The 23,995-nt window shown below is 37.5% G+C and carries 34 protein-coding genes; 4 read left to right on the top strand and 30 right to left on the bottom strand.

Translation table 11 applies throughout. The annotated features are described in order from the left end of the window. Positions 1 to 164: 164 nt before the first annotated feature. From DV740_RS10340 to DV740_RS10270, 14 genes are all read right to left on the bottom strand, one after another. Positions 165 to 617 carry a DUF1016 domain-containing protein gene (locus DV740_RS10340; RefSeq protein ID WP_330408426.1) on the bottom strand — a complete coding sequence of 151 codons (453 nt, stop codon included), beginning with the start codon at positions 615 to 617 and terminating at the stop codon, positions 165 to 167. Then, positions 592 to 765: a zinc-ribbon domain-containing protein gene (locus DV740_RS10335; protein WP_117947885.1), complete on the bottom strand. Its 174-nt coding sequence runs from the start codon at positions 763 to 765 to the stop codon at positions 592 to 594. The genes DV740_RS10340 and DV740_RS10335 overlap by 26 nt, the downstream gene beginning before the upstream one ends. Positions 766 to 906: 141 nt before the next feature. Continuing rightward, entirely contained in the window at positions 907 to 1,425 is a 519-nt protein-coding gene (locus DV740_RS10330) for a ClbS/DfsB family four-helix bundle protein (RefSeq protein WP_117699394.1), read from the bottom strand. 54 nt (positions 1,426 to 1,479) lie between these two features. Further along, the gene (locus tag DV740_RS10325; protein WP_077326061.1) at positions 1,480 to 2,082 is read right to left on the bottom strand and encodes a Type 1 glutamine amidotransferase-like domain-containing protein; all 603 of its coding nucleotides are present in this window, start codon (positions 2,080 to 2,082) and stop codon (positions 1,480 to 1,482) included. A 62-nt stretch (positions 2,083 to 2,144) separates the two neighbouring features. Further along, positions 2,145 to 2,591, bottom strand: a complete 447-nt coding sequence (locus tag DV740_RS10320; RefSeq protein WP_005330834.1) for a hypothetical protein — start codon at positions 2,589 to 2,591, stop codon at positions 2,145 to 2,147. 212 nt (positions 2,592 to 2,803) lie between these two features. Continuing rightward, positions 2,804 to 3,292: a hypothetical protein gene (locus DV740_RS10310; protein ID WP_118088032.1), complete on the bottom strand. Its 489-nt coding sequence runs from the start codon at positions 3,290 to 3,292 to the stop codon at positions 2,804 to 2,806. Positions 3,293 to 3,568: 276 nt separating this feature from the next. Then, positions 3,569 to 4,804 (bottom strand): tyrosine-type recombinase/integrase, encoded by a 1,236-nt coding sequence (locus tag DV740_RS10305; RefSeq protein WP_004611641.1) that lies wholly within the window; start codon positions 4,802 to 4,804, stop codon positions 3,569 to 3,571. A 32-nt stretch (positions 4,805 to 4,836) separates the two neighbouring features. Continuing rightward, positions 4,837 to 5,013, bottom strand: coding sequence for a DUF6290 family protein (locus DV740_RS10300; protein ID WP_004611640.1), 177 nt, complete (start codon positions 5,011 to 5,013; stop codon positions 4,837 to 4,839). A 134-nt stretch (positions 5,014 to 5,147) separates the two neighbouring features. Further along, positions 5,148 to 5,360 (bottom strand): DUF6462 family protein, encoded by a 213-nt coding sequence (locus tag DV740_RS10295; RefSeq protein WP_004611639.1) that lies wholly within the window; start codon positions 5,358 to 5,360, stop codon positions 5,148 to 5,150. After that, entirely contained in the window at positions 5,344 to 5,781 is a 438-nt protein-coding gene (locus DV740_RS10290; RefSeq protein ID WP_008395276.1) for a type II toxin-antitoxin system PemK/MazF family toxin, read from the bottom strand. Before DV740_RS10290 ends, DV740_RS10295 begins: the two co-directional genes overlap by 17 nt. A 2-nt stretch (positions 5,782 to 5,783) precedes the next feature. Further along, complete coding sequence (locus DV740_RS10285; RefSeq protein WP_004611637.1) at positions 5,784 to 6,155, bottom strand: recombinase family protein; 372 nt, start codon at positions 6,153 to 6,155, stop codon at positions 5,784 to 5,786. Between the two features lie 10 nt (positions 6,156 to 6,165). After that, positions 6,166 to 6,486 carry a helix-turn-helix domain-containing protein gene (locus DV740_RS10280; RefSeq protein ID WP_004611636.1) on the bottom strand — a complete coding sequence of 107 codons (321 nt, stop codon included), beginning with the start codon at positions 6,484 to 6,486 and terminating at the stop codon, positions 6,166 to 6,168. Further along, positions 6,476 to 6,628, bottom strand: coding sequence for a hypothetical protein (locus DV740_RS10275; protein WP_242994293.1), 153 nt, complete (start codon positions 6,626 to 6,628; stop codon positions 6,476 to 6,478). The genes DV740_RS10280 and DV740_RS10275 overlap by 11 nt, the downstream gene beginning before the upstream one ends. 62 nt (positions 6,629 to 6,690) lie before the next feature. Continuing rightward, positions 6,691 to 7,098, bottom strand: a complete 408-nt coding sequence (locus tag DV740_RS10270; RefSeq protein WP_077326070.1) for a recombinase family protein — start codon at positions 7,096 to 7,098, stop codon at positions 6,691 to 6,693. 234 nt (positions 7,099 to 7,332) lie between these two features. On the opposite strand from DV740_RS10270, the gene DV740_RS10265 reads away from it, so the two are divergent. Beyond that, the gene (locus tag DV740_RS10265; RefSeq protein ID WP_117719293.1) at positions 7,333 to 7,863 is read left to right on the top strand and encodes a hypothetical protein; all 531 of its coding nucleotides are present in this window, start codon (positions 7,333 to 7,335) and stop codon (positions 7,861 to 7,863) included. Positions 7,864 to 7,910: 47 nt separating this feature from the next. On the opposite strand, the gene DV740_RS10260 is transcribed toward DV740_RS10265, so the two are convergent. From DV740_RS10260 to dinB, 8 genes are all read right to left on the bottom strand, one after another. Further along, complete coding sequence (locus DV740_RS10260) at positions 7,911 to 8,261, bottom strand: helix-turn-helix domain-containing protein (RefSeq protein ID WP_117719292.1); 351 nt, start codon at positions 8,259 to 8,261, stop codon at positions 7,911 to 7,913. Between the two features lie 48 nt (positions 8,262 to 8,309). Next, positions 8,310 to 9,197 (bottom strand): hypothetical protein, encoded by an 888-nt coding sequence (locus DV740_RS10255; protein WP_117719291.1) that lies wholly within the window; start codon positions 9,195 to 9,197, stop codon positions 8,310 to 8,312. A 205-nt stretch (positions 9,198 to 9,402) separates the two neighbouring features. Then, positions 9,403 to 10,317, bottom strand: coding sequence for a helix-turn-helix domain-containing protein (locus DV740_RS10250; protein ID WP_117719290.1), 915 nt, complete (start codon positions 10,315 to 10,317; stop codon positions 9,403 to 9,405). A 54-nt stretch (positions 10,318 to 10,371) separates the two neighbouring features. Then, positions 10,372 to 10,704, bottom strand: a complete 333-nt coding sequence (locus tag DV740_RS10245) for a helix-turn-helix domain-containing protein (RefSeq protein WP_118088030.1) — start codon at positions 10,702 to 10,704, stop codon at positions 10,372 to 10,374. 281 nt (positions 10,705 to 10,985) lie between these two features. After that, positions 10,986 to 11,195, bottom strand: a complete 210-nt coding sequence (locus DV740_RS10240; protein WP_117719288.1) for a hypothetical protein — start codon at positions 11,193 to 11,195, stop codon at positions 10,986 to 10,988. A gap of 176 nt (positions 11,196 to 11,371) precedes the next feature. Continuing rightward, positions 11,372 to 11,626: a hypothetical protein gene (locus tag DV740_RS10235; protein WP_004611568.1), complete on the bottom strand. Its 255-nt coding sequence runs from the start codon at positions 11,624 to 11,626 to the stop codon at positions 11,372 to 11,374. A 5-nt stretch (positions 11,627 to 11,631) separates the two neighbouring features. After that, positions 11,632 to 11,874 carry a LexA family protein gene (locus DV740_RS10230; RefSeq protein WP_118088029.1) on the bottom strand — a complete coding sequence of 81 codons (243 nt, stop codon included), beginning with the start codon at positions 11,872 to 11,874 and terminating at the stop codon, positions 11,632 to 11,634. A 162-nt stretch (positions 11,875 to 12,036) separates the two neighbouring features. Next, positions 12,037 to 13,287, bottom strand: coding sequence for a DNA polymerase IV (gene dinB / locus DV740_RS10225; RefSeq protein WP_016213262.1), 1,251 nt, complete (start codon positions 13,285 to 13,287; stop codon positions 12,037 to 12,039). Positions 13,288 to 13,522: 235 nt separating this feature from the next. On the opposite strand from dinB, the gene DV740_RS10220 reads away from it, so the two are divergent. From DV740_RS10220 to DV740_RS10210, 3 genes are all read left to right on the top strand, one after another. Then, positions 13,523 to 14,257, top strand: coding sequence for a helix-turn-helix domain-containing protein (locus DV740_RS10220; RefSeq protein WP_117998372.1), 735 nt, complete (start codon positions 13,523 to 13,525; stop codon positions 14,255 to 14,257). A gap of 83 nt (positions 14,258 to 14,340) precedes the next feature. Beyond that, positions 14,341 to 14,541, top strand: coding sequence for a helix-turn-helix transcriptional regulator (locus DV740_RS10215; protein ID WP_004611564.1), 201 nt, complete (start codon positions 14,341 to 14,343; stop codon positions 14,539 to 14,541). Between the two features lie 149 nt (positions 14,542 to 14,690). Beyond that, on the top strand, positions 14,691 to 15,536 hold the full coding sequence (locus tag DV740_RS10210) for a MerR family transcriptional regulator (RefSeq protein WP_117998369.1): 846 nt from the start codon (positions 14,691 to 14,693) through the stop codon (positions 15,534 to 15,536). A 212-nt stretch (positions 15,537 to 15,748) separates the two neighbouring features. Here DV740_RS10210 and DV740_RS10205 read toward each other — a convergent pair whose 3' ends face one another. The 8 genes from DV740_RS10205 to DV740_RS10170 form a co-directional block, all read right to left on the bottom strand. Further along, positions 15,749 to 16,627, bottom strand: a complete 879-nt coding sequence (locus tag DV740_RS10205; RefSeq protein WP_117715640.1) for an ABC transporter ATP-binding protein — start codon at positions 16,625 to 16,627, stop codon at positions 15,749 to 15,751. Positions 16,628 to 16,631: 4 nt separating this feature from the next. Further along, entirely contained in the window at positions 16,632 to 17,291 is a 660-nt protein-coding gene (locus DV740_RS10200) for a hypothetical protein (RefSeq protein ID WP_117715641.1), read from the bottom strand. Continuing rightward, on the bottom strand, positions 17,292 to 18,353 hold the full coding sequence (locus tag DV740_RS10195) for an ABC transporter permease (RefSeq protein ID WP_117715642.1): 1,062 nt from the start codon (positions 18,351 to 18,353) through the stop codon (positions 17,292 to 17,294). A gap of 84 nt (positions 18,354 to 18,437) precedes the next feature. Further along, positions 18,438 to 19,619, bottom strand: a complete 1,182-nt coding sequence (locus tag DV740_RS10190) for a HAMP domain-containing sensor histidine kinase (protein WP_117715643.1) — start codon at positions 19,617 to 19,619, stop codon at positions 18,438 to 18,440. After that, positions 19,607 to 20,281, bottom strand: coding sequence for a response regulator transcription factor (locus tag DV740_RS10185; RefSeq protein ID WP_117715644.1), 675 nt, complete (start codon positions 20,279 to 20,281; stop codon positions 19,607 to 19,609). The genes DV740_RS10190 and DV740_RS10185 overlap by 13 nt, the downstream gene beginning before the upstream one ends. Before the next feature lie 119 nt (positions 20,282 to 20,400). Further along, the gene (locus DV740_RS10180; protein WP_117715645.1) at positions 20,401 to 20,769 is read right to left on the bottom strand and encodes a hypothetical protein; all 369 of its coding nucleotides are present in this window, start codon (positions 20,767 to 20,769) and stop codon (positions 20,401 to 20,403) included. A 197-nt stretch (positions 20,770 to 20,966) separates the two neighbouring features. Beyond that, the gene (locus DV740_RS10175; protein ID WP_118088028.1) at positions 20,967 to 21,887 is read right to left on the bottom strand and encodes a DUF6674 family protein; all 921 of its coding nucleotides are present in this window, start codon (positions 21,885 to 21,887) and stop codon (positions 20,967 to 20,969) included. A gap of 193 nt (positions 21,888 to 22,080) precedes the next feature. Beyond that, the gene (locus tag DV740_RS10170) at positions 22,081 to 23,874 is read right to left on the bottom strand and encodes a hydrolase (RefSeq protein WP_242994322.1); all 1,794 of its coding nucleotides are present in this window, start codon (positions 23,872 to 23,874) and stop codon (positions 22,081 to 22,083) included. Between the last annotated feature and the right edge of the window lie 121 nt (positions 23,875 to 23,995).

Here is a 23,995-nt window from a genome sequence, read left to right as displayed (position 1 = left end):
CGGAGTCCAAAATCTCTAAGAACACTTTTACTATGTATTATCCTTCAGCCAATAACACTGATACAACATATCTGTCATTTTTATTCCATTGAAAATTTCCGCCCATAAAGGCTTTTTGTTCAATGCAATTTAAATTTGCAATTTGTGCAGACGGTCTGCACAAATTACTTTTTCATATCAATTCTACTTCTAATATCTTCTACGGCAGGTAATGCATTTTTCAAATCTAACGGTAAATCCGTGCATAAGTGATATTCACTGACACCAATCGGTTTTGACATATCTCTCAATGCATACTCTGCAATTGTTCTATTTTCATCTCTGCACAAAATAAGTCCCACTGATGGATTATCCTCTGGAGCTTTCACTAAATCGTCTAAAGCAGATAAATAAAAATTCATCTTTCCTGCCTGTTCTGGCTTAAACTCGCCAGTTTTAAGGTCTATTGCTACATAACATCTAAGCTTTGTGTTATAGAACAGAAGGTCTATATAGAAATCTTTTCCTCCAACTTCAAGATGATACTGCTGTCCCATAAAAGCAAAACCAGTGCCTAATTCCATCAGTAGAGAAGTAACATTTTTTACAAGTTCATTTTCTATATCTGTTTCCAACATTTCTTGCCTGCCATTCATGACCGCAAGCACCTCTCCACCATACTTTTTTATTTGAACCGAAAGTAATGTCATCAGGCGTAAGCGTTAAATTCTTTTCCGACCACTCCGAAACAAGCTCCGGGTGTACTTCTGCTAAACTGTTATTCATAGCCAAACCTCAATCTCCTTGTGCTTAGAGTATATGAAGTTTTGGCTTTATCTTGTAGTTTGCGAATATCCGTATAAATAGAAAAAGCCCTATGGGAAAGGGATTTCTCCTCTCTCAAAGGACAAGTTGGCAAACTGGAAGTTATAGTGCAATCTTTTTCCATTTTCTAATCTTGGTTCTAAAGGTTCCGAACGGAGCAACTGTATTAACATGTATGAATTTGTATACTTCCCAGACAGCTGTTTTAGTTGCTTCGTCAGCCCATTTTCTCATATGTGGTTTAAATAATTCTTCCTCACTCAGAGAATCAATCATTACATAAATAGAGTTGATATTCTCATTCAATCTGTCTTTCAATTCTTGCAGTGACAGCTGAGCATATGTATCTGCGAACCATTGATATAATTCGCCAAGCTGATTCCACTTAAAATTATCCGAAGGAGTTTTGACAGGAATACCCTTTCTTTCGTCTGATTCCCATTTAATAACAAGAGTTGTCCAGCCAACCTGATAAGCAAGATTTTCTGCCGGAGTTCGATCGACCTCATCAATTCTCTTATCTTTTAAATGCTCCGGAATATCATTAAATTCTGAAATATACTTTGCAAAGCTTTTATTTATCTCGTTTTTAAGCTCGTCTTTATTCTCATATGTTCTCAATAGTCTATCTCCTCAGCTTCCGATTTTCCAGTTTCAAAAAAAGGATTTTTCAAATTAGTCTTTGCAAATAACCTTTGAACCTTCACCATCAATTACAATTCCCTGATGGTTGTTAATAGGGCATAGATTCAAATCCGAAAATTCAGTCATTATTTTCTCGGTAACTTTCTTAAATGGTGCTGTAAGATAATGCGGAAGAACATAGAAATCAATCAAATCAAGCCCTGCATCATCTTCTTGTGAGTAGTCCTCCGGCTTTTCATCCATTTGCTCGATATATTGGATGCTTGGAGCGCATATAATCGCACCTGCCGATTCACCAATCATCAGTTTTCCCTTTGCCAATTCTTTTTTCAACAGCTCATCCGTTCCCGTTTTACGGAGCTGGTCTATAAGGAAAAAAGAATTTCCGCCGGTAAAATATATCACATCCGCATCTTCAAAAACAGACTGTATCGTTGAATAAGCCTCCGTTGAAATATCAATTTCAGTTACGATTGCTCCCAACTTTTTGAATAATTTTCGAGCCGAGCCGACATAACCGGTGTAGCCTTCACGCAGCGAAGCTGTTGGAATAAATGCGACTTTTTTATTTTCAATTTCTTCCTTTATCAGACTTCCTACACTTGAAAAGTGCGAACATAAAAACAGTTTCATCAATATTCTCCTTTATATATAAATTCTAATTTTCCAATTTAACAAACTTGAATTTGTAAATATCATTTTACATTTTTATATGAAATCACAATATGACTTGGTGCAAATAATACTGATGCAATAATCAATAGCACTGACCTACTCATAATCCCACTAAATAAGAACAACATTGAAGGAATAATAGAAAGTGCTAATGCTCTGAAAACGCTGTTTTTCTTAAAACATATAATCCAAATAGCACAATAAAGCATTACCAATATGGTATCTACAATCAGATATAGTGCAAATGCTTCGTCAGACCACCACCCGAACCAAGTTCCCGGAATATTGATTATCATGAATCCGAAACAACCTAATCTCCCTACTTGTTCTGTGACCTCAACATATTTATTGTTCCACTTATTATCAAATCCATCTTTACACTTAATCGCAAATACAACATTGGGTATCATAATGACTGCAATAAAAATCAGCCCAAAAACATTAAACCATTCCATATTATCTACCATCACAAACTCTGATTTGTATTTCTGTTTGTTTTAAAAATGGGCAACTCCGATTGGAATTGCCCACTCATTGCACTAATTATGCGATTTTTTCTTGCTTGCACCGATTTCTGCATCAATTGATATAAGTTTGATGTAAATCGCTGTTTTTTTAGTTTTTTATCAAATGAAGTACGTCCCGTCTATTCGGTAAAACGGTACATCTTTACATCATCTTAATAGAGCTTTGCACCTGCCGGAATGTGGTTATCAACCATAAGAAGATGAAGTTCTTCATCTTCTGAATCCTTAAGGTTATTTACTGCTGAAAGTAACATACCACAGGATTCGATTCCCATCATCTTTCTTGGTGGAAGATTGGTGATAGCGATCAGTGTCTTTCCAACCAGTTCTTCCGGCTCATAGAAAGCATGAATTCCGCTAAGGATGGTACGGTCTGTGCCTGTTCCGTCATCTAAAGTAAACTGTAATAATTTCTTTGATTTAGGAACTGCTACACACTCTTTTACCTTAACAGCTCTGAAATCTGACTTGCTGAATGTATCAAAGTCTACTTCTTCCTCAAATAAAGGCTCAATCTTTACGTTGGAAAAGTCAATCTTTTCAACCGGTTCTGCAGCCTGCGCAGAAGCAGTGCCTGCAGCCTGTACTTCGTTGTTGTTAGATGCCTTAGCTGCCTTTTTATCGGAATCAAGGCTCTTCATTGTCGGGAATTTTTTTGATTGCTAAGCTAACTCTTGTATATCCTTGTAAACCCTTGGAAAATGGGCTTTCCCGGATTCTATATACTTGGATACTCTTGGACGTTTTTTTGACTTTTGTGTGTCCAAAAGATGTCATTCGCCTTAAAATACGTCTTTTTATTTTATGCATGTACTGCTGTGTCAAACACAACAATACTTAGCAAGTATAACATATTTGCCACAGTATGAATAGGTATATTTTTCAATCTTCAAAGAGTTCAATCGCAGGACTCTTTTCTAAAAAATATCCATATTTTTTGATAATTTCTCAATTACTGATTTGGTAACATCTGGGTTTGCTTCTGCATATATGTTCATGGTAGTCGATACATCAGCATGTCCCATTACCTCTTGAATTACTTTGATGTTGGTTTCATTCTCGCAAAATCTTGATGCAAACGTATGTCTGAAGATATGGCAGGAGAATCTTGGAATCATAACAGGTTCTCTCTTCTCCTTTTTAGCAGCCACCTCTTCTTCTGAATTATGTGTATCCACAATTCTCTTGATTGCCCGGTTTACTGCTGCTGGGTTATGTGGCATCCCAAATCGGTTTGTAAATACAAAATTGGTCATTCCATCCACATTCTCAACACAAAAGCCTTCTTGCTTCTGTCTCTCATATTCTTCCTGAAGCACATCATATACCTGCTGCATCATAGGTATTCTACGATTACCAGCTTCCGTCTTTGGCAAAGATACTCTAAACTCACATTTATATGAATCATCCGCTCTCTGGTAATAGGTTAAGCTATGATTGATATCAATGATTCGATTCTCCAAATCGATATCATCCCAGCGTATCCCAATTGCTTCTCCTATTCTGCATCCAGTTCCTAACAAAAATACAAAGAATGGATACCAGTGATAAAAGAACGGATTCTTTGCTACATACTCCATGAATTTTCTCTGCTGATCCACAGTCAACGCTCGCCTTGTTTTTCTGGCACCACCATTACGCTTCTTTACTTCACAGTATGCTCCGTCTACCGGATTCTTCCTTATGATATCATCTCTGACAGCAAGCTGAAATGTAGGTCTTAATACTGTGTTAATTGTCTCAAGCGTATTAATCTGTAATCCCTGATTATTAATCAAGTCTGTATAAAAGAATAACACGTCTGAGTATTTCACATCTCTTACTTTCTTCTTGCCAAATGTATCACGAATAAAATGATTCCATGTATACAAATAATTACTGTAAGTAGTGCTACGCAATTCTGTTTTAGTTGATATGTACCTGTCAAACAAAAAGTTTACATCAGCTTTTCCTGCGACATAGATATCAAGTCCATCCAACTGGTCTTTTTGTAACTGTTCTTCTCTTTCTCGAAGCTTTACCAAAGACTTTGCATAAATGGTTCTTTTCTTGCCTAATGGATCAATATATACATATGAGTATCTTCCGTCGCCTTTTCTGTAACCCTCACCCTTTCTTAATACTCTGCCTTTACCATCTTTTCTACAAGCCATTATTCTCTCCTTTCCGGAGAAAAGAACCTGTTCTACTGATTAGCCTGCTGCTTCATTTGTAATTCAACACCCATTCTAATCAATTGCGAAATGGATAGATTATGAGTCTCAGCATACTCAACCATTATCTGGTATTCCTCTTCTTTGAATTTAACAGTTACCTTATGATCAAAAGGTTTATCTGCTTTTGGTCTTCCAGTTCTAGCCATCTGTATGCCTCCTTCATATCTTAGTCATATTATACTTTTGGTCTGACCGAAAGTCAATACATTTTTTCTCTCTTTGCTCATTTTTCTCCATACTTGTTTGTATTTCTTCTATATTAATGCGTCATTTCTCATAATTACTTATAAAACTCGTCATCTACAATATGGAAAGTCTCCAGATATTCATCAATAATATCCAGATTAACCAACACCAGCTGATTCACTTTATAACATGCCTTTGCATCCTTCGCTAACTGCATAAACTTTGACACACTCATTGAATACATCTCTGCTCCTTCTGAATATCTGACAAATCTTTTATTATTAGTCTTTTTAGTTCTGCTGTCCATTTGCTAACTCCTCCATTACCATTTTGCGAGCTACAGGTAACAGATCAAACTGTCGTATCAATGCTCTGTCTATTTCTTCTCTCACGCCGGAATCCTCAATGACAGTTCCACTTTTTGCTCTAATGCAGCCTTTTGAAATTGTCTGTGCATCTTCAGGCATAAAATCAGAGATCTTACTTAATCCAAATCCACTCACATCCTTCGGATTTAAAATCACATGTACCGGAATATCCTTTAACTTACTGCTCAAAGGGACTACTGACACCTGCGGTGCACCATCATGATTACTTGCATCACATGAAATAATTATTCCTGGTCTGATTCCGCCCTGAATGCCATGTGGGTTTTTCCCAAAATCCGCATACACGACATCAAATTTATTATATTTACCATACTTTCTTTTTTCTGTTCGTCTGCTCATATCTATGCTCCCTTCTTGATGTGCATATCCAATCTGCCCTCATCTACAGTCACCACAATGCCGCCTGCTTCAATAACCAGTCCTACCTTAAAATAAGCATCCGCAACACTGCTGGATATAGCTGCCATATTCGCAACAACTACTCCACTGATTTGCTTTTTGCGAATCATATTCACAATCTGATTCCACTGGCGATCAACATCTCTCTGCGAAAAGCCATTGCGTCTTATCTTTCCCACGATTGAATATTCTTTTCTCTTTACAAATTCATGTATATATTTGCTCTGCTTGTCTTCAAGCATATTTACTTTTTCCAATGGAGCCTGCACTGAAAGATATTCTATGCAATCCATCTTTTTAATCTTTCTTCTCATTCTCTGCCTCCTATGCTGACTTCAAAGCCTGCTCTATCATAAAATCAAATGTCTTTTTCAAATAATCCTGCTTATCTGCAGGTAACCGCTTTAGCCTCGAATCTAATGAATCCGGTGTACAGTCTATTGCAAGTAAGCTATTTGCGTCTGTTTCATAAACTTCCATAAGCATATACAAATTTTTCATGCTCAAGTTTCTTCCTCCTTGCTCCACCTGTCCAAGTGTCGAAACACTTATTCCAGTTTTAGCAGCAACCTCTTCAATGAGAAGTCCTTTGTCCTTACGGATATCACGAATCACCGGACCAATTTTATATCCTTCATATTTCATCGTCGTACCCTCCAATGTCCTGTGCCATTTCCCTAATCATCTCTACAGCTGCATCTTCTGTCTCGTACTGACCAAGCCACTTCCCACTTGAATCATGTACAACTGTTCCGAATGCAGTCTGTGTAAATCTGCAATCCTTCACAGCCGAGACTTGTTTGTCCCGACCGGAATGATTTTCTGTTGTCGCTCTACCAAAGGACTCCGTTAGCATCCAAAATCCTCTGCATGAGATACAATAATTGGCACCGGACCGACTTCAAGAGAATAGAGCCATATGCCCATATCTGTGATGGTCTTAACAAATTCTTCCAAATCATAAATGTCATCTGTGATCTCATTCAGGCTTCTGACTACTACAACCTCAAAGTCTTCCTCTTTAAGTGTTGCAAAGAAAGCATTCAGACCTTCTCTGTCATAGTCCCTTGTCATTGAACGATCACAATACGCATCATTGATTATTACTCCATTAGGCATTGCCTGATCACGCATATTCTCGACCATCTGGACTACATTAAGTTCTGCTCTGCGTGACTTTACAAATGCAATACCCTTTGCAAGCTCCTGATTATCTGTACCTTCGTTTCCTACTACGTTAAAATCTCTTTTATTCATTTTGTTATCTCCTTTACATTTTGATTTGTATTGGAGAGTATTGGCGCCTCCACTCTCGTGGTGTGCTGTTTCTAAGCACAATTATATTTTACAAAACATCCATATTTAATTTAATCTATTGGTATTCGGCTTTTATAAAAATAACCCCGAATACTATTCGAGGTTTTTTGTTTCTTGTATATCACTTGCTAGGTGTTATAATTGACTTAACATTTTTGTAGGAGTAGCATTTTCATGATTAACGCAGACAATTTGAAATGGATAATTCCATCTAAAGAACACAGTACAATTTCTGAAAATTGTATCAGATATATTAAAGCCGGACAGCAATACAATATGAATACTGTCGATGATGAAGTAATCATCCAGCTTATTAATCAATACCTTTGTTCTCTATGTATTCCAGCAGTTAGTAATCCGAAGGTAATTCCTAAAGCTCGTGAACTCAGACGTTTTGATTATGCCAGCTATAAAAAAATTTATAATCTAAAAGATAAACGAGATATTGTTTGGTTAAAATTCACCAAGAAAAAACATCACATCGGTGTAATCGGAGCCAGTTGTGACATAAACTTTAATTATGATACTACATCAGGCAAAATAATATCTCACTTGGGCGAAAGTTGGGATGAATCATATGTATTTATTTTTCCACTATATAATATTCCAGAAGAGCTAAATCGATCAGACATTGAAAGTGGCATTGGTAACTATCTCATAGCAAATAATATACCTATTATTGACTTCTATTCTCACAATTATTAATTACAACAAAATAAGCCAACTGCTAGTCTAACAATTTATATGTCAGACTAAGCAGCTGGCTTAGCTAATAAGATGTCTATTATCTGTTCAATTTTTGACAGTTCAAATGGATTACATCCCTTAAGTCGTTGAAATATACGTTCTATACCATCATTCCCCTGTAATTTATAATTTTTACCGAAATAGAAGTAGTCAGCAGAAACATCAAATATCTGGCACATTTGGATAACATGTTCTGGCATACACATAGTTTTTCCAGTTTCAAAATTTGAAACGCTTTCCTCTGAAAGAAACAATAATTCCGCTAGTTCTTGCTGCGTCATTTTCTTCTGTTTACGAATTGTCCTAATTCGTCTTCCAAACTCAACAGCATTATAATGAATTGTTTTGTGCTCCAACTTTCCACTGACACCTCCTTCCTTTCACAACAAATTATAAAATATTATTTACTCAAAGAACTTCTCTAGATTCTTTACCTGAGCATACTCCTCGATTCTTTTTGTTTCCTCAGGATTATCCTTTAAAAAAGCTCCTATTTTTTTTAGCCATGGATAGTATTCTGAAACCATCGTTATATTTTCAGGATCTCTAATCATTTCTATAGCTGTTTCACAATCCGATACCCCTTTTGCTAAAGCATAGCATTCAATAGCAGGTATAGCCTTGTCTTTAGCATCTTCTATCATAAAATCAATGATTTGCTCTAATACATGATAGTAATCCTCCTGAAAACTCAAATCTTTGACAATACTCTTCAAAAGCTCATCAGATAAGGTTTTCTTTTTCTTTTCATAATGGGATGCATAGTCCCTAAATCCATTTTCATGACCTATTACAATATCTCCACAAGAAACAGTACTGTCTCTTACCAATGTTTTAACTCGAAACTCCTCCAATTTATTCTTCAAAGCAATAGTGTTTTCTGCCATATCTACATTTAACAACCCTTTAATTGTTGCTAACCATTCATCTACTGTTACCATATCAGATTCACCAGTCATTTCTGCCCTCATAATTGGTTCTTTTACAGACCAATATAAAAGCAGACATATTTCCGAATCTGATAAATCTAGGCTTCCATTGAACCAGTCTACAATAAGTGGATACTCATCATCTAACGAACTCATTAATAAATTACGAACAATAGCAGCATCCGAATTAGGGATGAGTATATTATTTCCCTCCTTAAAATCTGATACCTTTCTTAACGCCACCTTCTCCACCAAAAAATTCATCTTTTTACGCAAATTCCTAACATAACTCTCCTGTGCCTGTTCTGAAATGTTCTTCATTGTTAAAATATCCTTGTAAATTTCTGCAGCTCTTATGCTCATACTTATGACTCCTCCAACGTTTTTCTTTTATTATATCATCGGGATTTCTTTTTAACAGGAACCAGTTTTGATATTTCTGATTCCTCTTTATGATTATAGAATACTTACTTTTTTCATTTCTGCATAGGACACACGATGTCAAAAAAAGAAGCAGAAATCAGTGAATTCCATCTGCTTCCTACTTCTTTTCCCTTTAAATTCAGTATTAAGATATGACATGCAATGTCCTACTGTTTATTTTTTTCTTAGTTTTTATTATAGATGAAAGAGATGTCAGTCCCATTTGTTCCAGGAACTCATTACATTCATCTATGCTACACTGGTAAAAAACATGTATTAATGCTATATAACCTCTTTCTATTTTCAAGTTTGTTCTAAGTTTGTAACCAGCGAGATCTATGAGTTTGTCACTCTCCCATGGTAAAAGTGACATTGCGATACAGCAAGCAATTATAAATTCTAAAGAAGGCAAATAATCTTCCTTGGTTCGCATTCTAGTTATTGTGCGCTCATCTATCCCAGTAATATCTGCTAACTCTTTTTTTGAAATATTATATTTTTCATCCATTAGCCATGTGAAGTATAACCCAAATGAATCCCCCGGACCTAGACCTCCTGTACCATTAACATAACCCCCCACCTCATTCATAAGATAGCTAGTACTATCTATTACGACACGACCTTTGCGTGACAGTTCTTGATATTGTTTTGCATGTATGAAATATGTTCTCACCTTTATTTCACATGTGTTATTTCTAGGCTTTCTATGTAAATGACCTCGATTGATTCGTGTCAAAAAATACAATGAAGGATTCTTTTTTACATCTTCCGAATAATATACTCCATCATTATTAACAACTATCGTATTATTTAAGCATATGCACAATTTATTCTGAAAATAAAAATAAGCACCTGAGCTTATAATATCTTTAAACTGATGGTTTCTTTTAAACTCTTGTTTAACATCATTTAAAGAAAAGGCATACTTATCGGCTACAAATACGCCATTACTTAATGTAGTATTTATAATCTCTGACATTTCTTTATTCGATAGTTTTTTTCTATAATTACTAATTTTCTTTTCGACTGCTTTGTTGACTTCTTTATCTGTTTTCACCATAAAGACTACCTCCAACTATATATATGATTATATCACATCATTCTCTATATGTATCTATCCAAGAAACAAGGAAATCATCTTATCAATCCTGTCCAGTTCATCCGCACTACAGCCACTAAGCTTAGCCATTATGCTGTCCATTAAAGGATTCTTAACTTTTGATGCACTCTCTATCCCATAGTATATGTAATCAGATGTCACCCCGAACAGCTCACATATCTTTGCTATATTCTCAGGCATACACATTGTCTTGCCATTTTCAAAATTTGAAACACTTTCTGCTGTAAGATATAATTCTTCCGCTAACTGCTCCTGTGTGAACTTGTTCTGCTTTCTGATTGCTCTGATTCTCTTTCCTGTCTCTACTGCATCATATTTGTAATTCATATTTATCCGTCCTTTCGTTTCTGTCGTGGCTAGAAACGTCTAAGAACCGATAAATACTCCTCGATATGTAATTTTCTGCAAATAAAAAAGGACACATGAAAAACAGTTCCAGTCCTCAAACTGGTTTCTAATTTTTCATGCGTCCTTAGGATGGCTCCTTTGCGTATCATCAGCTTACGCTTATTGCAGGTGTCTCCCATATCATGATGACCACTAATTTAATTGTCTTGTCCTGTTGCGACCAAATATCTGCCGCAGCATCTGATGTCTGACTGTATTAATCAGATATAATACTTATCCTGTTCTACTCTATCCAGTAGCTCGCCTTCCTTGAAATTCTTCAAGGTCATTACTCTGCCACAATGGTGACATTTCATCATTACTCTCGGCAGTACCAGATAATTTCTGTTACCTGTAACCATGTATGAAACTTTCATACTCTTCTTACACTTCTTACAATAAAAATCTATAACTTTTAACTCTTTGTTCAATTCAGTTCGCTCCTTATTCATACAAAATCATCAATCTACAATTCTGTACTCGTAAAGGAAAGGGAAATCACCTTTGCAAGCCTTTTGCCGGGAGTTCCGATGAATGTCTGCACATTCCCCGGCTTTGCTGATCTAAAGCCAACTGATATGAATTGTGCTGTCAGCACATAATCACATCAGGCTCCGGCTCTTTCCATAAACCACATATTGTTATCTTCATAGAAAAGGAATATTTCCTTTCCATCTACCACACAGGTATAACGCTCTCCAACGCCGCCAGCCCTTGTACTGGCTGCTCTGCGCTTGTCTTTTACTCGTGTAATCTCATACTTTCTGCCATCTTCCCATGTTATCTCTTTGGGAATGAGCAGTCCGTCCTTTGAAAACTCTGCAAGTACATCAACATATACCTTATTGCTCAATGTAATCACCTTCCTTACAAGATTGCTATTGCTCTGGAAGCATCCATCTTCCTTGCTATATAGCCTTTTTCTTCTAATATTTTCAGATGTGCATAAACACTTGAAGTCGATGCCACCCCTACCATCTTGCATATCTCCCTAATAGTAGGAGCATAACCATTCACACACTGATATTGCATAATGCTTTCATACACATTCTGTTGCTTCTCCGTCAATGGTGCTCTGTCTACCAGATCAATTCTCGCTGCTTCGCTCATGTTCCGCCTCCCTCTTTTTTACTCTATCGCTACTCGTAGTGCAGCTCAATTCCGCTTCGCTTCATTTCGCTCACGGCAGTCGCCGTATCAGATAACCAAGTCCCATATGTTTATGTGCAAGCACAACACATCTGCGCCTTGATTATCTAGCACTTCTCGTTGCTAACCTGAAAAGTATCCATGTGGATGTACTGTGTGTTCTTCTTTTGCATTGACTGCCGACAGAATCCTGTCCCGGTACATAAGTCCTCTCTGGATACTGTAAAATCCAAATCTTCTGCGTATCTCATCCACCGCTGAATCCATCTTCATCTGCTTTTCACGCTTCTCCACACTTGAGAACAAATCAATCTGTTCCCAATAATTATCTGTCACTAAATCTGCACCTCGGACACCAACACTACGGATTGGCTTGCTCCAGTTATAGTTTTCCTTAAATATCTGATAAGCGTATGCAGCTATCTCTCCGGTGATATTCGTTGCGTGGTCAATCTTTTTCTGACGGGTAAAAGAGAATAACTCATTATCCCTGACACTTATCTCAACCACTCTGCACCGGAATCCATTCTCACGAAGTCTTGCTGCAACACTCTCAGCCAGAATATAAAGAACAATCTTTACATCCTCATCGCATACTAAATCCTTTGGTGTCGTTGTGCTGTTTCCCACCGATTTGATTGGAGCGTGGGTATTCTCCAGCTTGACAGGTGAATCATCATAGCCATTAGCAAACGACCATAAGATACTGCCCATCTTTCCAAGGTGACTGTTAAGCACATCTTCATCTGCCCTTGCAAGATCACCTATGGTTTTGATACCAAATAATGCAAGCTTTCTGTTCGTACTTTTGCCAACGTATAGAAGATCTGCCACCGGAAGTGACCAAGCCTTCTGCTTAAATTCACTCTTATACATAGTTGTGATTGCATCAGGCTTCTTATAATCAGAACCAAGCTTTGCAAATATCTTATTGAAAGAAACACCAACACTTACTGTGATGCCAAGCTCTGACTTCATTCTCCTGCTGATTTCCTGTGCAATGAGCAATCCATCCCCTTTAAGGGAGCTGCTCCCTGTCACATCAAGCCAGCACTCATCAATCCCATATGGCTCCTGTCTGTCCGTATATTCTGCATATATCTCATGTGCCATTCTTGAGAACCGAAGATATAAGTCCATTCTTGGTGAAACAAATGTTATGTCCGGACAGACCTGCTTTGCCTGCCAGAGTGCCATTCCTGTTTTCACACCGTACTTCTTGGCAATATAGTCGGCTGTTAAGACAATCCCATGTCTTGCCTCCGGGTCACCGCCTACTGCCAGTGGCTTTCCTGCAAGCTCCGGATGATGCAGATGCTCAATCGAGGCATAACAACAGTTGATATCTGAATGAAGTATTACCCTGTCTCCCATCTTCATCACCTCCTGCATTTAATCTGTCACTACCATAACCTTTAGTCCAAGTATATGAGTAATGTTTCTTACAGAGCATAGTATAACCCCAAGAATAATCGACTGTCAACGGACACATATGTCCTTTTTCTCATTATATTGGATTTTTAGCTTGAATAATTGGCACTATTGCTATATACTATGGAGTGAAAAGAGAGATTTGAAATCAACAAAATGAAAGAAAAGAGGCGTATGTATGTACTCAATCGGAGAAATCATTTCAACATATAGAAAAAAGAAAGGCTTGCTCCAGCAGGATCTCGCTGATGAACTGGCAAAGGAAGGCATTACCATTTCCTATAAAGCCATATCCAACTGGGAGAGAAATCTTGCTGAACCAAGCGTTACCATATTTTACAAAGTGTGTAGAATCCTTGGTATTACTAACATGTATGAGGCATATTTTGGAGTAAATCCTGCCGATCCTTTCTCATCACTTACTGATGAGGGCAGGGAAAAAGCTATGGATTATATCAATCTGCTCCATGCATCCGGAATGTATGAAAAGCAGACTGCTAAGATAATTCCATTCCGTAGCATTGATATTTTTGAAAATGCCGTATCAGCCGGAACCGGTAACTTCCTTGTAGACGGACCGAAAGAGACTGTACACATAGATGAATCTATCCTGCCGGAAGATACTACTTTCGGTGTCCGTATTAGTGGTGACAGTATGGAACCTGAATTCCATGATGGTCAGATCGCATGGGTATTACAACAGGAATCTGTTGCTAATGGAGAAATCGGCATCTTCGCTCTTAACGGAGAAGCCTATATTAAGAAATTACAAAACGATAAAGACGGAATTTTCCTTATCTCACTCAATGAAAAGTATGCACCTATCAAGGTTAGTGAAAATGACCGCTTAGACATATTTGGAAAAGTTCTTGGAAAATCTGATGCTTCTGCTATTACAGGACATTGCCGATAAAATTGCAAGCCCTTTTTATCGGACACATTATTTTGCATAATGACAATAAGAAAATATCTATAGAACTGAAAGAAGGGATTTTTATGGCGGTTACCAATAATATCAGAGAAATCCGGGAACAGCGTGGCATTTACCAGGATGACCTTGCTGCTGCTATTGGATACAGCACCAAAACTGTCGGCAGGATAGAACGTGGGGATAGCACCCCATCTGCCGAATTTATGTTGCGGATATCAAAGTACTTTAATATGCTGGTGGAAGATGTATTCCATGTAGAAGATTGAGTCGGAGCAGCAATCCGGTTCTCCTTCTATTTTGGACAGCTTTTCATGTCCTTATCAACAACTATAATTTTTTGATAAATGCTTGACTGTAAACCTTGTTTATAGCTTATTATTAAGTAAAATAGAGTTGCTCGAAAGGGGGGCATAATATGACTATAAAAGACGTAGAAGAGCGAACAGGTTTATCCCGTTCTAATATCCGTTTTTATGAAAAGGAAAAACTTATTGAGCCTTCGAGAAATGAAAGTAATGGTTATAGAGATTATTCTGAAAATGATGTGGAAAATATAAAGAAGATTGCATATCTACGTACATTGGGAATTTCTATTGAAGACATACGAAGTATTATATCCGAAAAAGTAACATTGCAGGAAATGCTTGAGAAGCAAAAGGAAGTATTAAAAAATCAGATTACTGATTTGAATAAGGCGAAACTCATGTGCGAAAAAATGCTGGATGAAGAAAGTATTAGTTATGAAAAATTACAGGTAGAACAGTATGTAACAGATTTGCATGACTATTGGAAAGATAATCGAACTGTTTTCAAACTGGATTCAGTCAGCTTTTTGTATATATGGGGAAGTATGCTTACCTGGACTATGATTACCGCACTATGCTTGATTATTGGGGCTTTGTCTTATTCTAAGTTGCCGACAGAAATTCCAGTACAATGGAGTAAAGGAGTGGCAACATCCCTAGTTAATAAAAACTGGATTTTTATTTGTCCTGTTATATGTATCATAATCCGTTATTTATTAAAACCTTTTATCTATGCAAAATTGCAAATGAACAATTATTATGGAGAAATTATAACAGAGTATTTGACAAATTATATATGTTTTATTGTGTTGTCAGTGGAAATCTTCTCCATACTTTTTACTTTCGGAGTGGTAAAAAGTGTTGTTGTACTGTTATTTGTGGACACGGCAATTTTTATTGGATTGTTAGTAGTTGGTTTGGTAAAAATGGATTTGAGAGGGAAAGAAGTTTTATGATTCAAATTTTATATTTCAGAAATAACAATAAGATACTATTTTTCCCACGCCTACTATGAGAACGGCGGCTATGAGATAGAAATTGCATATACCGGCGAATAAAAGAACCGCTGTTGCATGGTTTATTGGCTCTTCCATGTAGCAGCGGTTTATACTATGGGTTATTCAGTTAAATTTTCAGAAGGGACAATTAGAATTTTCTTTTCTATGCATTACTTATTGTATCTGTTTGTAAAATAAATATATGCATCCTCCAATGTTGCCGGAACTGACATACACTCCAATTCTGGCTGTATTTCAGAAATCACTCTTAATTGTAATCCTCCCTCAACGTATTGTTTTGATGTAATGCGATATTTACGTTCCACTTCTCTCGCTTTTTCCTCATCTGGTACTTTGCAAACCCATATTTTTCCCTGTGCTTCTTCAGTCAAATTCTTCATAGACCCAGCATATAAAAAACTGCCTTTGTGCATAATTGCAAGTTGGTTACAGGTCGCAGCTAAATCTTCTACCACATGAGTTGAAAACAAAACTGTTCTGTTCTCAGAAAAATCTACTAATAAATTTCGGATACGAATACGTTCTTCTGGATCTAATCCGGTAGTCGGTTCATCTACAATTAGAAATTCTGGTTCATTCAAAAGTGCCTGCACCAATCCAACCCGCCTTTTCATACCGCCTGATAATTGTTTCATTTTTTTCTTTCGATGTTCTATGAGACTGGTCTTTTTCAAATAATATTCTATCCGCTTTCTACATTCTGCTTTCGGGACACCTGCCAGATCTCCCATATATTCCAAACACTCCTGAACCGTCAAATTAGGATATAGTTCAATTTCCTGTGGCAGATACCCTATCTTTCTTTGGATTTTTTCATAGTTTCCTTCGCTATACAAAATTCCGTCTAATGTAACCATTCCGCTTGTGGGTTTCAGCACAGTAGTTAAAACCCTCATCAATGTTGTCTTTCCCGCTCCATTTTCTCCCAATAGTCCAAATATCCCATTTGATATATCTAAATCTGCATGGTCGATCGCTGTGACACCATTCTTAAATCTTACTGTTAAATCCTCAATATGAATACTCATAAATTTACCCTCTCTTTCTTACGATCTTCGGCAATGCCAGTAACAAAATCAGTCCGATACAAATACACAAGCCTTTTCCATACAGCCATGTAATATCAGTAGCATTTTCTATATCTCTAAAAGAATAAGAAAATACATTCCATGCACCTAAAAACTTGTCCGCTCCTGATGAATTTGTTGCTACCCATATCAAAAGACAACTTCCAATTCCCATCCACATATTGCGAAAAAGCATAGACAATGTATTAGCCAATATTCCCCAAAAGAAAATGGTTACTACAATCGCCCCAAAATATGCAATAAACTGAAGTATTTCACTTTCTGTTACTGGATGTGTAACTGGTTTCTGAAACGCAAAAAACAATCCATATCCAAGAACAGCGAGCAGCAGCAAAAAAGTTCCCTGTATCATCAGTCTCTGTATAATAGAATAAATTCTCTTTTTTATCTGATACAACCTCTGAACTTCGGAACGGTTGCTTGTAATTTCCTGAACATAAGTATCTGCACAAAAAACAGCGATCAATATTGCAAATGGTCCCTCTATGGAAAGCCCTATCTCATTTGTAAATACTACTCCACGTATCAAACTCAAAATTACAACAAAAGCGAACGCATAAACCATCTTATAAACTGGCAAAATAATCTTCATTTCCTTCTTCATTCACATCCGCCTCCTCTTCCAAATCTGCATCGTAATCAAAATAATTGCTACAGATGCTAAAATAAGAAAACTCTGATTTAAAAGTGCCATTGGCGGCGGTGCCGTATCAAAAAACTGTCCGGGAAATCGAACCATAATTGCGAAAGGTCTTCCCACATATCCGTAAACTCCTTCCGCATTTCTTCCCCCCATATTGGAATACACCATATAAAGAATCAGAAGTGGCACTCCCGGAAGTGGATTTTTAAATATAAGTGCAATCAAAGCATACATACTCACAATCATTAGCATATTTGGCAGTATATAAAGTATGGTAGATATTATAAAATTTGACAGATGTATTTCAAATCCACTATCTCTTGTATAAAGAATACATAATATCCAAAACAGTAGGTTTAAAACTGCTAAAACAAATGTACAAGTAAGAAATCCAGCGCTTACTTTTCCAAGCACATATTTTCCTGCACTAATTGGTTTTGTATGGAGTAATTCATAAGTATGCCTTTTTGTATCTTGTAAAAACAAAACGGAAAACATTATCGTTGCAAAAAATCCCATATACAGACCTGTAAAATCAGCAAATTTCCTTGCGTAATAATATGAAAATGGTTTCTTTTCCATTTTCTGATCTAAATACGAATTGATTTCTTCTGCCGTCCCCTTAAAGTAAGAGGTATCTTCATATAAATACCTCGCTCCGTACCATTCATATTTTTCGTTAAGATAATCATATGCTTCTTCTAATTCCATATTCTCTATTTTTCCGATAACTTTTTGCACCTCTGCATCGGTTTCTCCATCTTCAAGCAGGGCTTGTTTTAACTGTTCATGCCATAATTCCCGATGTTTCTTCGGATCTGCCGGTATATACCCTTCATACACTTCACCCTCATCAGAAATAGCTGGCTTATCATTGGCGATTTTCTCCCCTTCTGCAAGATAACGTGTATGCAGATAAGGACTTGTATCGCTAAAAACTCCATAAATGACCAACAAAACACCAATCCAAAATAATGGTCGCTTAAAATAGTTTTTTATCTCCCTCCTAATAATTGCAATCATACGTTTGCCTCCTTTCCTTCGTTATAGACATCATAAAATATAAATCACAACAAAAAGACAACAGCGTAAAAAAAATCGGACTGCTCATGCAATCCGATGAAATACTGCTGTTATTACAGCTCCACTCAGTTTTTCGTTTTCTATAAGCAACTGTCCGCCATGCTTTTCACAATACAATCTGCTGATATAAATACCCATTCCTGAGTGTTTTAAACTATCTTTCACATTTTGCTGATAAAAAAGTTCTGTTGCCTTTTGCTTGTCTACTGTAAATCCCACTCCATCATCTTTTATTCTGATTTGTAATTCAGAACTGGTAAGAAACACTTCCATTTCCACTTTTGTCTTGGCATAACGAAAGGCATTTGACAAAAGGTTTTCTATAACCTCTAAAATCACTTCCTTATCTCCTGAAAATTTTTCTGCTGTTTCCGAACATTTTAATTCATACAGTTTTCCAAATTTTTTCTCAAACACATTCATCTCTGCCCGTATGTCTATTTCCAACTGCTTGCTTGTAATTTCTTCTGCCACCAACTCCCTTGCATCTAAACTGCTCATCTTCCGCATTGTTTCCACAAATATATCCATACGTTCAATCTGTTTTTTGCTTTCATTTACCATTTCTAAGGCTTGTTCCATATTTATCTCTTTTTTAGGGAGATATTCTGAAAGCATTTCCTGATACCCCTCAAGCACAGATAGCGGAGAACGTATATCATGCGCAATGGCAGCCCGCAAAGCCTTTTCTTCCTCAAGCATTTTCCATAACTGTTGATTATTTTCTGCAAGTTGTCCTCTCATTCGTTCAAACTCTCTGCACAATCTGCCCATTTCATCTTCATTTTCATAAGTGATATGGAAGTCTAAATTATTTCGACCAACTTGCTGGGAAGCCAGTTCTAATTCTTCAATAGGACACTTCAATTTATGCTTATAAAAAAGAAATACCGCTATAATACTCCCTGCAACAGATACGATAAGCACTGTAAATGTCTGAAGAAAATCACATATTTCCGATACATGATAATCAAATTCTTTCATTTCATAAGAATGTGGTCTCGGAACATCTGGCAAATACCTTCTACCATCCCCTTCAGCCATTTCAAAATATTCTTCCTGGTCTACATACTTCCACCAAATGTTGTTTTGTACTGTGGTTGCTATTCGCATAATTAGTGCTGAAAGATAAAAACTAATTATTAAACTAATTATCATATACAAAACAATGGTTTTCCTTAACGAAAGATTTTTTATTTTGCCCATTTATATCCCATCCCCCATACAGTTTCAATATATTCGTGTTCCGAATACATTTTCATTTTCTTGCGGATTCTGCGAATCAACTCTGTAACCACCCGGCTGTCCCCTTCTGCATCATATCCTCCAATCTTTTCATAGATTCGTTCTTTATCAAACACAATTTCAGGGTTCATAGACAAAAATTCTATAATGTCATACTCTAATTTCGTAAGATCTAAAGTTTTCTCTTTCATATGTACACATTTGCCGGCATAGTCAATTACTAAATCCCCATAAAACCGTTGTTCTGTTTTCCTATGTAAGCGTTCCTCACGTTTCAAATGGGCAATAATTCTGGCATCGAGTTCTTTCAAACTAAATGGTTTCAAAACATAATCATCTCCGCCAGACAGTAATCCCATTACCCGATCCTGTTCTTCTACCTTTGCAGTCAAAAAGATAATCGGACAGGAAACCCTGTCTCGGATTCTTCTGCATACTTCAATCCCATCCATTCCCGGCATATTCACATCCAATAGAATAATATCAGGGTTTGCACTTATCTTTTCCATTGCTTCTATGCCATTTTCTGCAATCATTACTGTATAATTCTTCAATGTAAAGTATTGATTCAGCATTTTTAGCAATTCTCTATCATCATCAACCATTAAAATTTTATATTGCATTATATTTATGTCACTCCTTAAAGTATAAATGCTTTTGAAGATTATCTTTGATTCATTATGCACTATCTAGTATCCCATAATCGGGACTTTTAACTCAACTTTTCAATTATTTTACTTTACTAACGCCGATAAACATTATTATGAATTTCCAATAACTGCTTCAACACATCCTCTATTATCTCATTATTTTCGGTATATAAAATGTTCTCTTTCTCGTTCAAAGTATTTTCCATGATCTCGATATTGCTATCTTTATCAAAGCAACCTTTTATGCTTCTAAAATGATTAAATTCAATAGCAAAATCCTTGCCATCATAAATAGAAATACTAATCTCTATATCTTCAATCATAAAATCGGCATAACTGTTTTTTACATGAAAGTCTTTCTTTAAGAACGGGAGTTTTTGGTTTGGCAGTCGATACCGAACATTGTCTTTTTCTAATTCATAAAGTTCTCCTTTTATGAATCCCAATTTCTCCGCATTCATTTCATCTGTAAAAGCTGACCATCTATCTTTTTATGTATTTTTGTCTTTTTACTTTTTGCCAAATTTCTCCCACCTTTATATAATTAATAACTTTTGCTAGTATAGCGCATGTTTCGCATTTATCTTTTCACATTATAACATCTATCAAATTGATCCGCACTAAAAAAGGACGCAGAATCTCTCCCACGTCCTCTAAATTATCTGGCTTTATCTTCCCTTACCTTCGATACTTCCTTATGTGCTGCTTCCTGCTTCACCTCATCCGCACCTCTTGCCTCAAATGCATCTGCATTATACTGATACTCCTGTGGTTCAGCGACCATAGGAGAGTATACAATCTCCGCTTCCACTCGCTCAGCTTCTACCCTCTCCGGCTCTGTCTGTTCCTTTGTTTTCGCATTCTCCATATGCTTTTCCTTATCAAGCTGCACATTCATAGCCAGATTATCCAGTTTATCAATCGAAGCATCAAGATGAAGTTCCATTGATACAAGCATCTTTTTCACTGCTTTCATAGGTGCAAGCACCGCCTTTGTAATGGGATGTTTCTGCTCTTTCTGTGAATAATCTACCTCCGGCTTGTCTGCAAAAGTACGAAATGCATTGGCTGCTGTCTGTCCTGCCTCACGAAGTCCTTTTCCAAGCAATGCCGTTTTAGCTATATCCTTATCCGTAGTTCTGATTGCACCTCTTACATTCTCCCGGATATTAAGAAGTTTATTCTTAATTCCTAAGAACTCTGATACTCTGTATAATGCAGCTCTGCCTTTTACCTTTGCTTCATCTACAATACTTTTTGCAGTAAATTTCACCTGTTCTTTCACTTCTAATACCTGTGACTTTATCTGCTCACATCTGGTATTAAGTCGCTCCTGTGCTTCTGACAATGCCTTTTTAGCATTATTGACAAGAGTATCTTCCTGCATTTCTTTGATCTGGTTCTGCATATTGGTGAGTTCTTCCGTCATGGAATCAATCTTTTTCTCCAGTCCATCCACATAGCTGCATATCTCAAATACATCATTTGCCTGCTCTTTCATGGCATTCTTCTTTAACAATTCGAGAAGTTCTCTTATGACCTCCTCATTGGTAAGTGTTTTTCCTGCTTCCATATCCATTCTGTTTCCTCCATTCTGTAAATGGGGCAGCCTTGACCGCCCCTGTAACTTGATTACTAATTATCGAAAGGGTGTTGCCTCTTTATCCTTCTCTTTATCGGGATTACCTTAATTGAATACTTCATATGCTATTCCTCGCTTTCTTTTTGTTCTTTGTTTTGCTTTGGTATGATAAGCTCACACCAAAGCTGTTCTATCTGTTCACAAGACAATCTGCCATTAAGCCAGTTGCCAAGTGTAACAACCATTCCATAAGGTCTCCCGGCTGTAACTCATCAAAGGAGACAGTCTTTCCGGCTTCATCCAGTCCCTGTGCCTCCGCTGCCGCTGTGGTTGCACCGCCATAACTAATATCCACGCCTGCATCTTTCCATGAGTAATATGCAAGAGAACTGCAATCATAATAATTGCCGGAATCTCTCATATCCTGACTGTATGGAAAACCAACTCTGTGAAGTGCGTATGAGCAGACTTTTTTCTGCCTGCTGTCAGTGATTCCACTAAGAATAGCATTGATTTCATCCTCTGTCATGGAACTTACTCCCGGACTGCCGCCTCCACCACCGCTTCCGCTGCCAGCGTACCCAAGCTGTCCCATAAAGTCAGCACTCATAATCTGCTCAAGCATTTCCACCTGGTTAGCGTCAAATCCATACACCGAAATCATATCCCGATAAGATTTGAGTGTGACATTCACATACAGAACCGACTTCGTGACAGTAGTTACATTACCGTCTGCATCTGTTTCTTCCACATCCTTTGTTCCGGTGCTTGTGGTGTATGAACACATATCATTTACAACTGCCTGCAGCCAGCCTTTAGAAGTATCATTCATGACTGTTGCAGTATCTCCGACACCATGCTTGACCATATAGACTGCCATGATGTCATAGTAATTGCTTGGATTTTCTTCCATACCTTCATAATCCACATAGACAAGCTCTCCAAGGTCATATCCGGTATGCTCATTCACTTTCGTGTTCACATCCCGGTTAAACTCCTGCACATAGGCACTCGTTACTGTCTGCACGGTATCTCCTGATTCAAGTGGTGGCAGGAATAAAGCAAATGGAGAATTGTAAAGGATTGCTATCACCGCTATAACCGGAACCGCAATCATGGCAACTACAAGAACAAGTAATAAAAGCACCAATCCGATAATCGGTGCAGCTGCCTTTACCCAGGTAATCGCTTTTCGCACAATCAGATCCTTTACCAGCTTTGCCACACTATCCGTCTGATTCTCCTGTGCTTTCATCTTATCCAGAAAGAACTTTATCTTCCTGCTCCGGTTTGTCATCTTTTCATCCTTGACCTCTATGGACACACCTGCCGCATATCCGGCTGCCATGCCGATTGCCGTGCCTACTCCCGGTGCAACCGCTGTTCCTGCCGCCGTAGCAGCTGCCTTTGTAGCAGTTTTCGTTGCAACCTTGGCAGTAGTCTTTGCTGTTTCTTTTGCCGTCTCTTTAGCTACAGTCTTGGCTGTATCTTTGGCAGCTTTCTTTGCTGTCTTTTTTGCCAGCTTCTTTCCTGCCTCTACCTTCTTGATACGCTTCTTTGCCTCGGCTGCCGCCTTTTTCCTGAAAAGTGCAGCCCCCTTAGAAGCAGTTCCGGTAACAGGGCGGCTTGCTTCATATGCAAGATATGCTGCCTGCGATACCTCCTGACCGCCTTCCACCTGATCTGTTACTGCCCCCGCTACAAGTGCTCCAGTTCTTCCTGCAATGTGAAGATTCGTGTTCTTGGTCTTGATGGAAGTGTTTGATTCCTTAAGGTTTTGCTTGAATCTTGATAATCCCTTATTCTTCGGCTCCGACTGATGAATGGTACTCTTGCGATAGGACTTCTTTCTATCCGTATCAGTTACCTTTGCACCAGCTGTCTTAGGACCTCTCTCTACTGTATAGATGTTACTCCCCTTAATCTTGGCTCCCTTCGGTTCGTGGGCATGAATCTTGGCTTTCTCCTTGGTGTGAATGACCATCGGTTTGTCATCAACCTTTCTAATTTTCAATTTTCTCACCTCCTACTTTGAAAAATAAAATAAGCCGCTAGGGAGCAAAAATTACTCCTTAACGGCTATGTAAAATCATTCAATATTCAAT

Origin of the sequence: Roseburia sp. AF02-12, assembly GCF_003461765.1 — a bacterium.
Taxonomy (GTDB): domain Bacteria; phylum Bacillota; class Clostridia; order Lachnospirales; family Lachnospiraceae; genus Roseburia_C; species Roseburia_C amylophila.
This window is presented reverse-complemented; position numbering and strand designations above follow the sequence as displayed.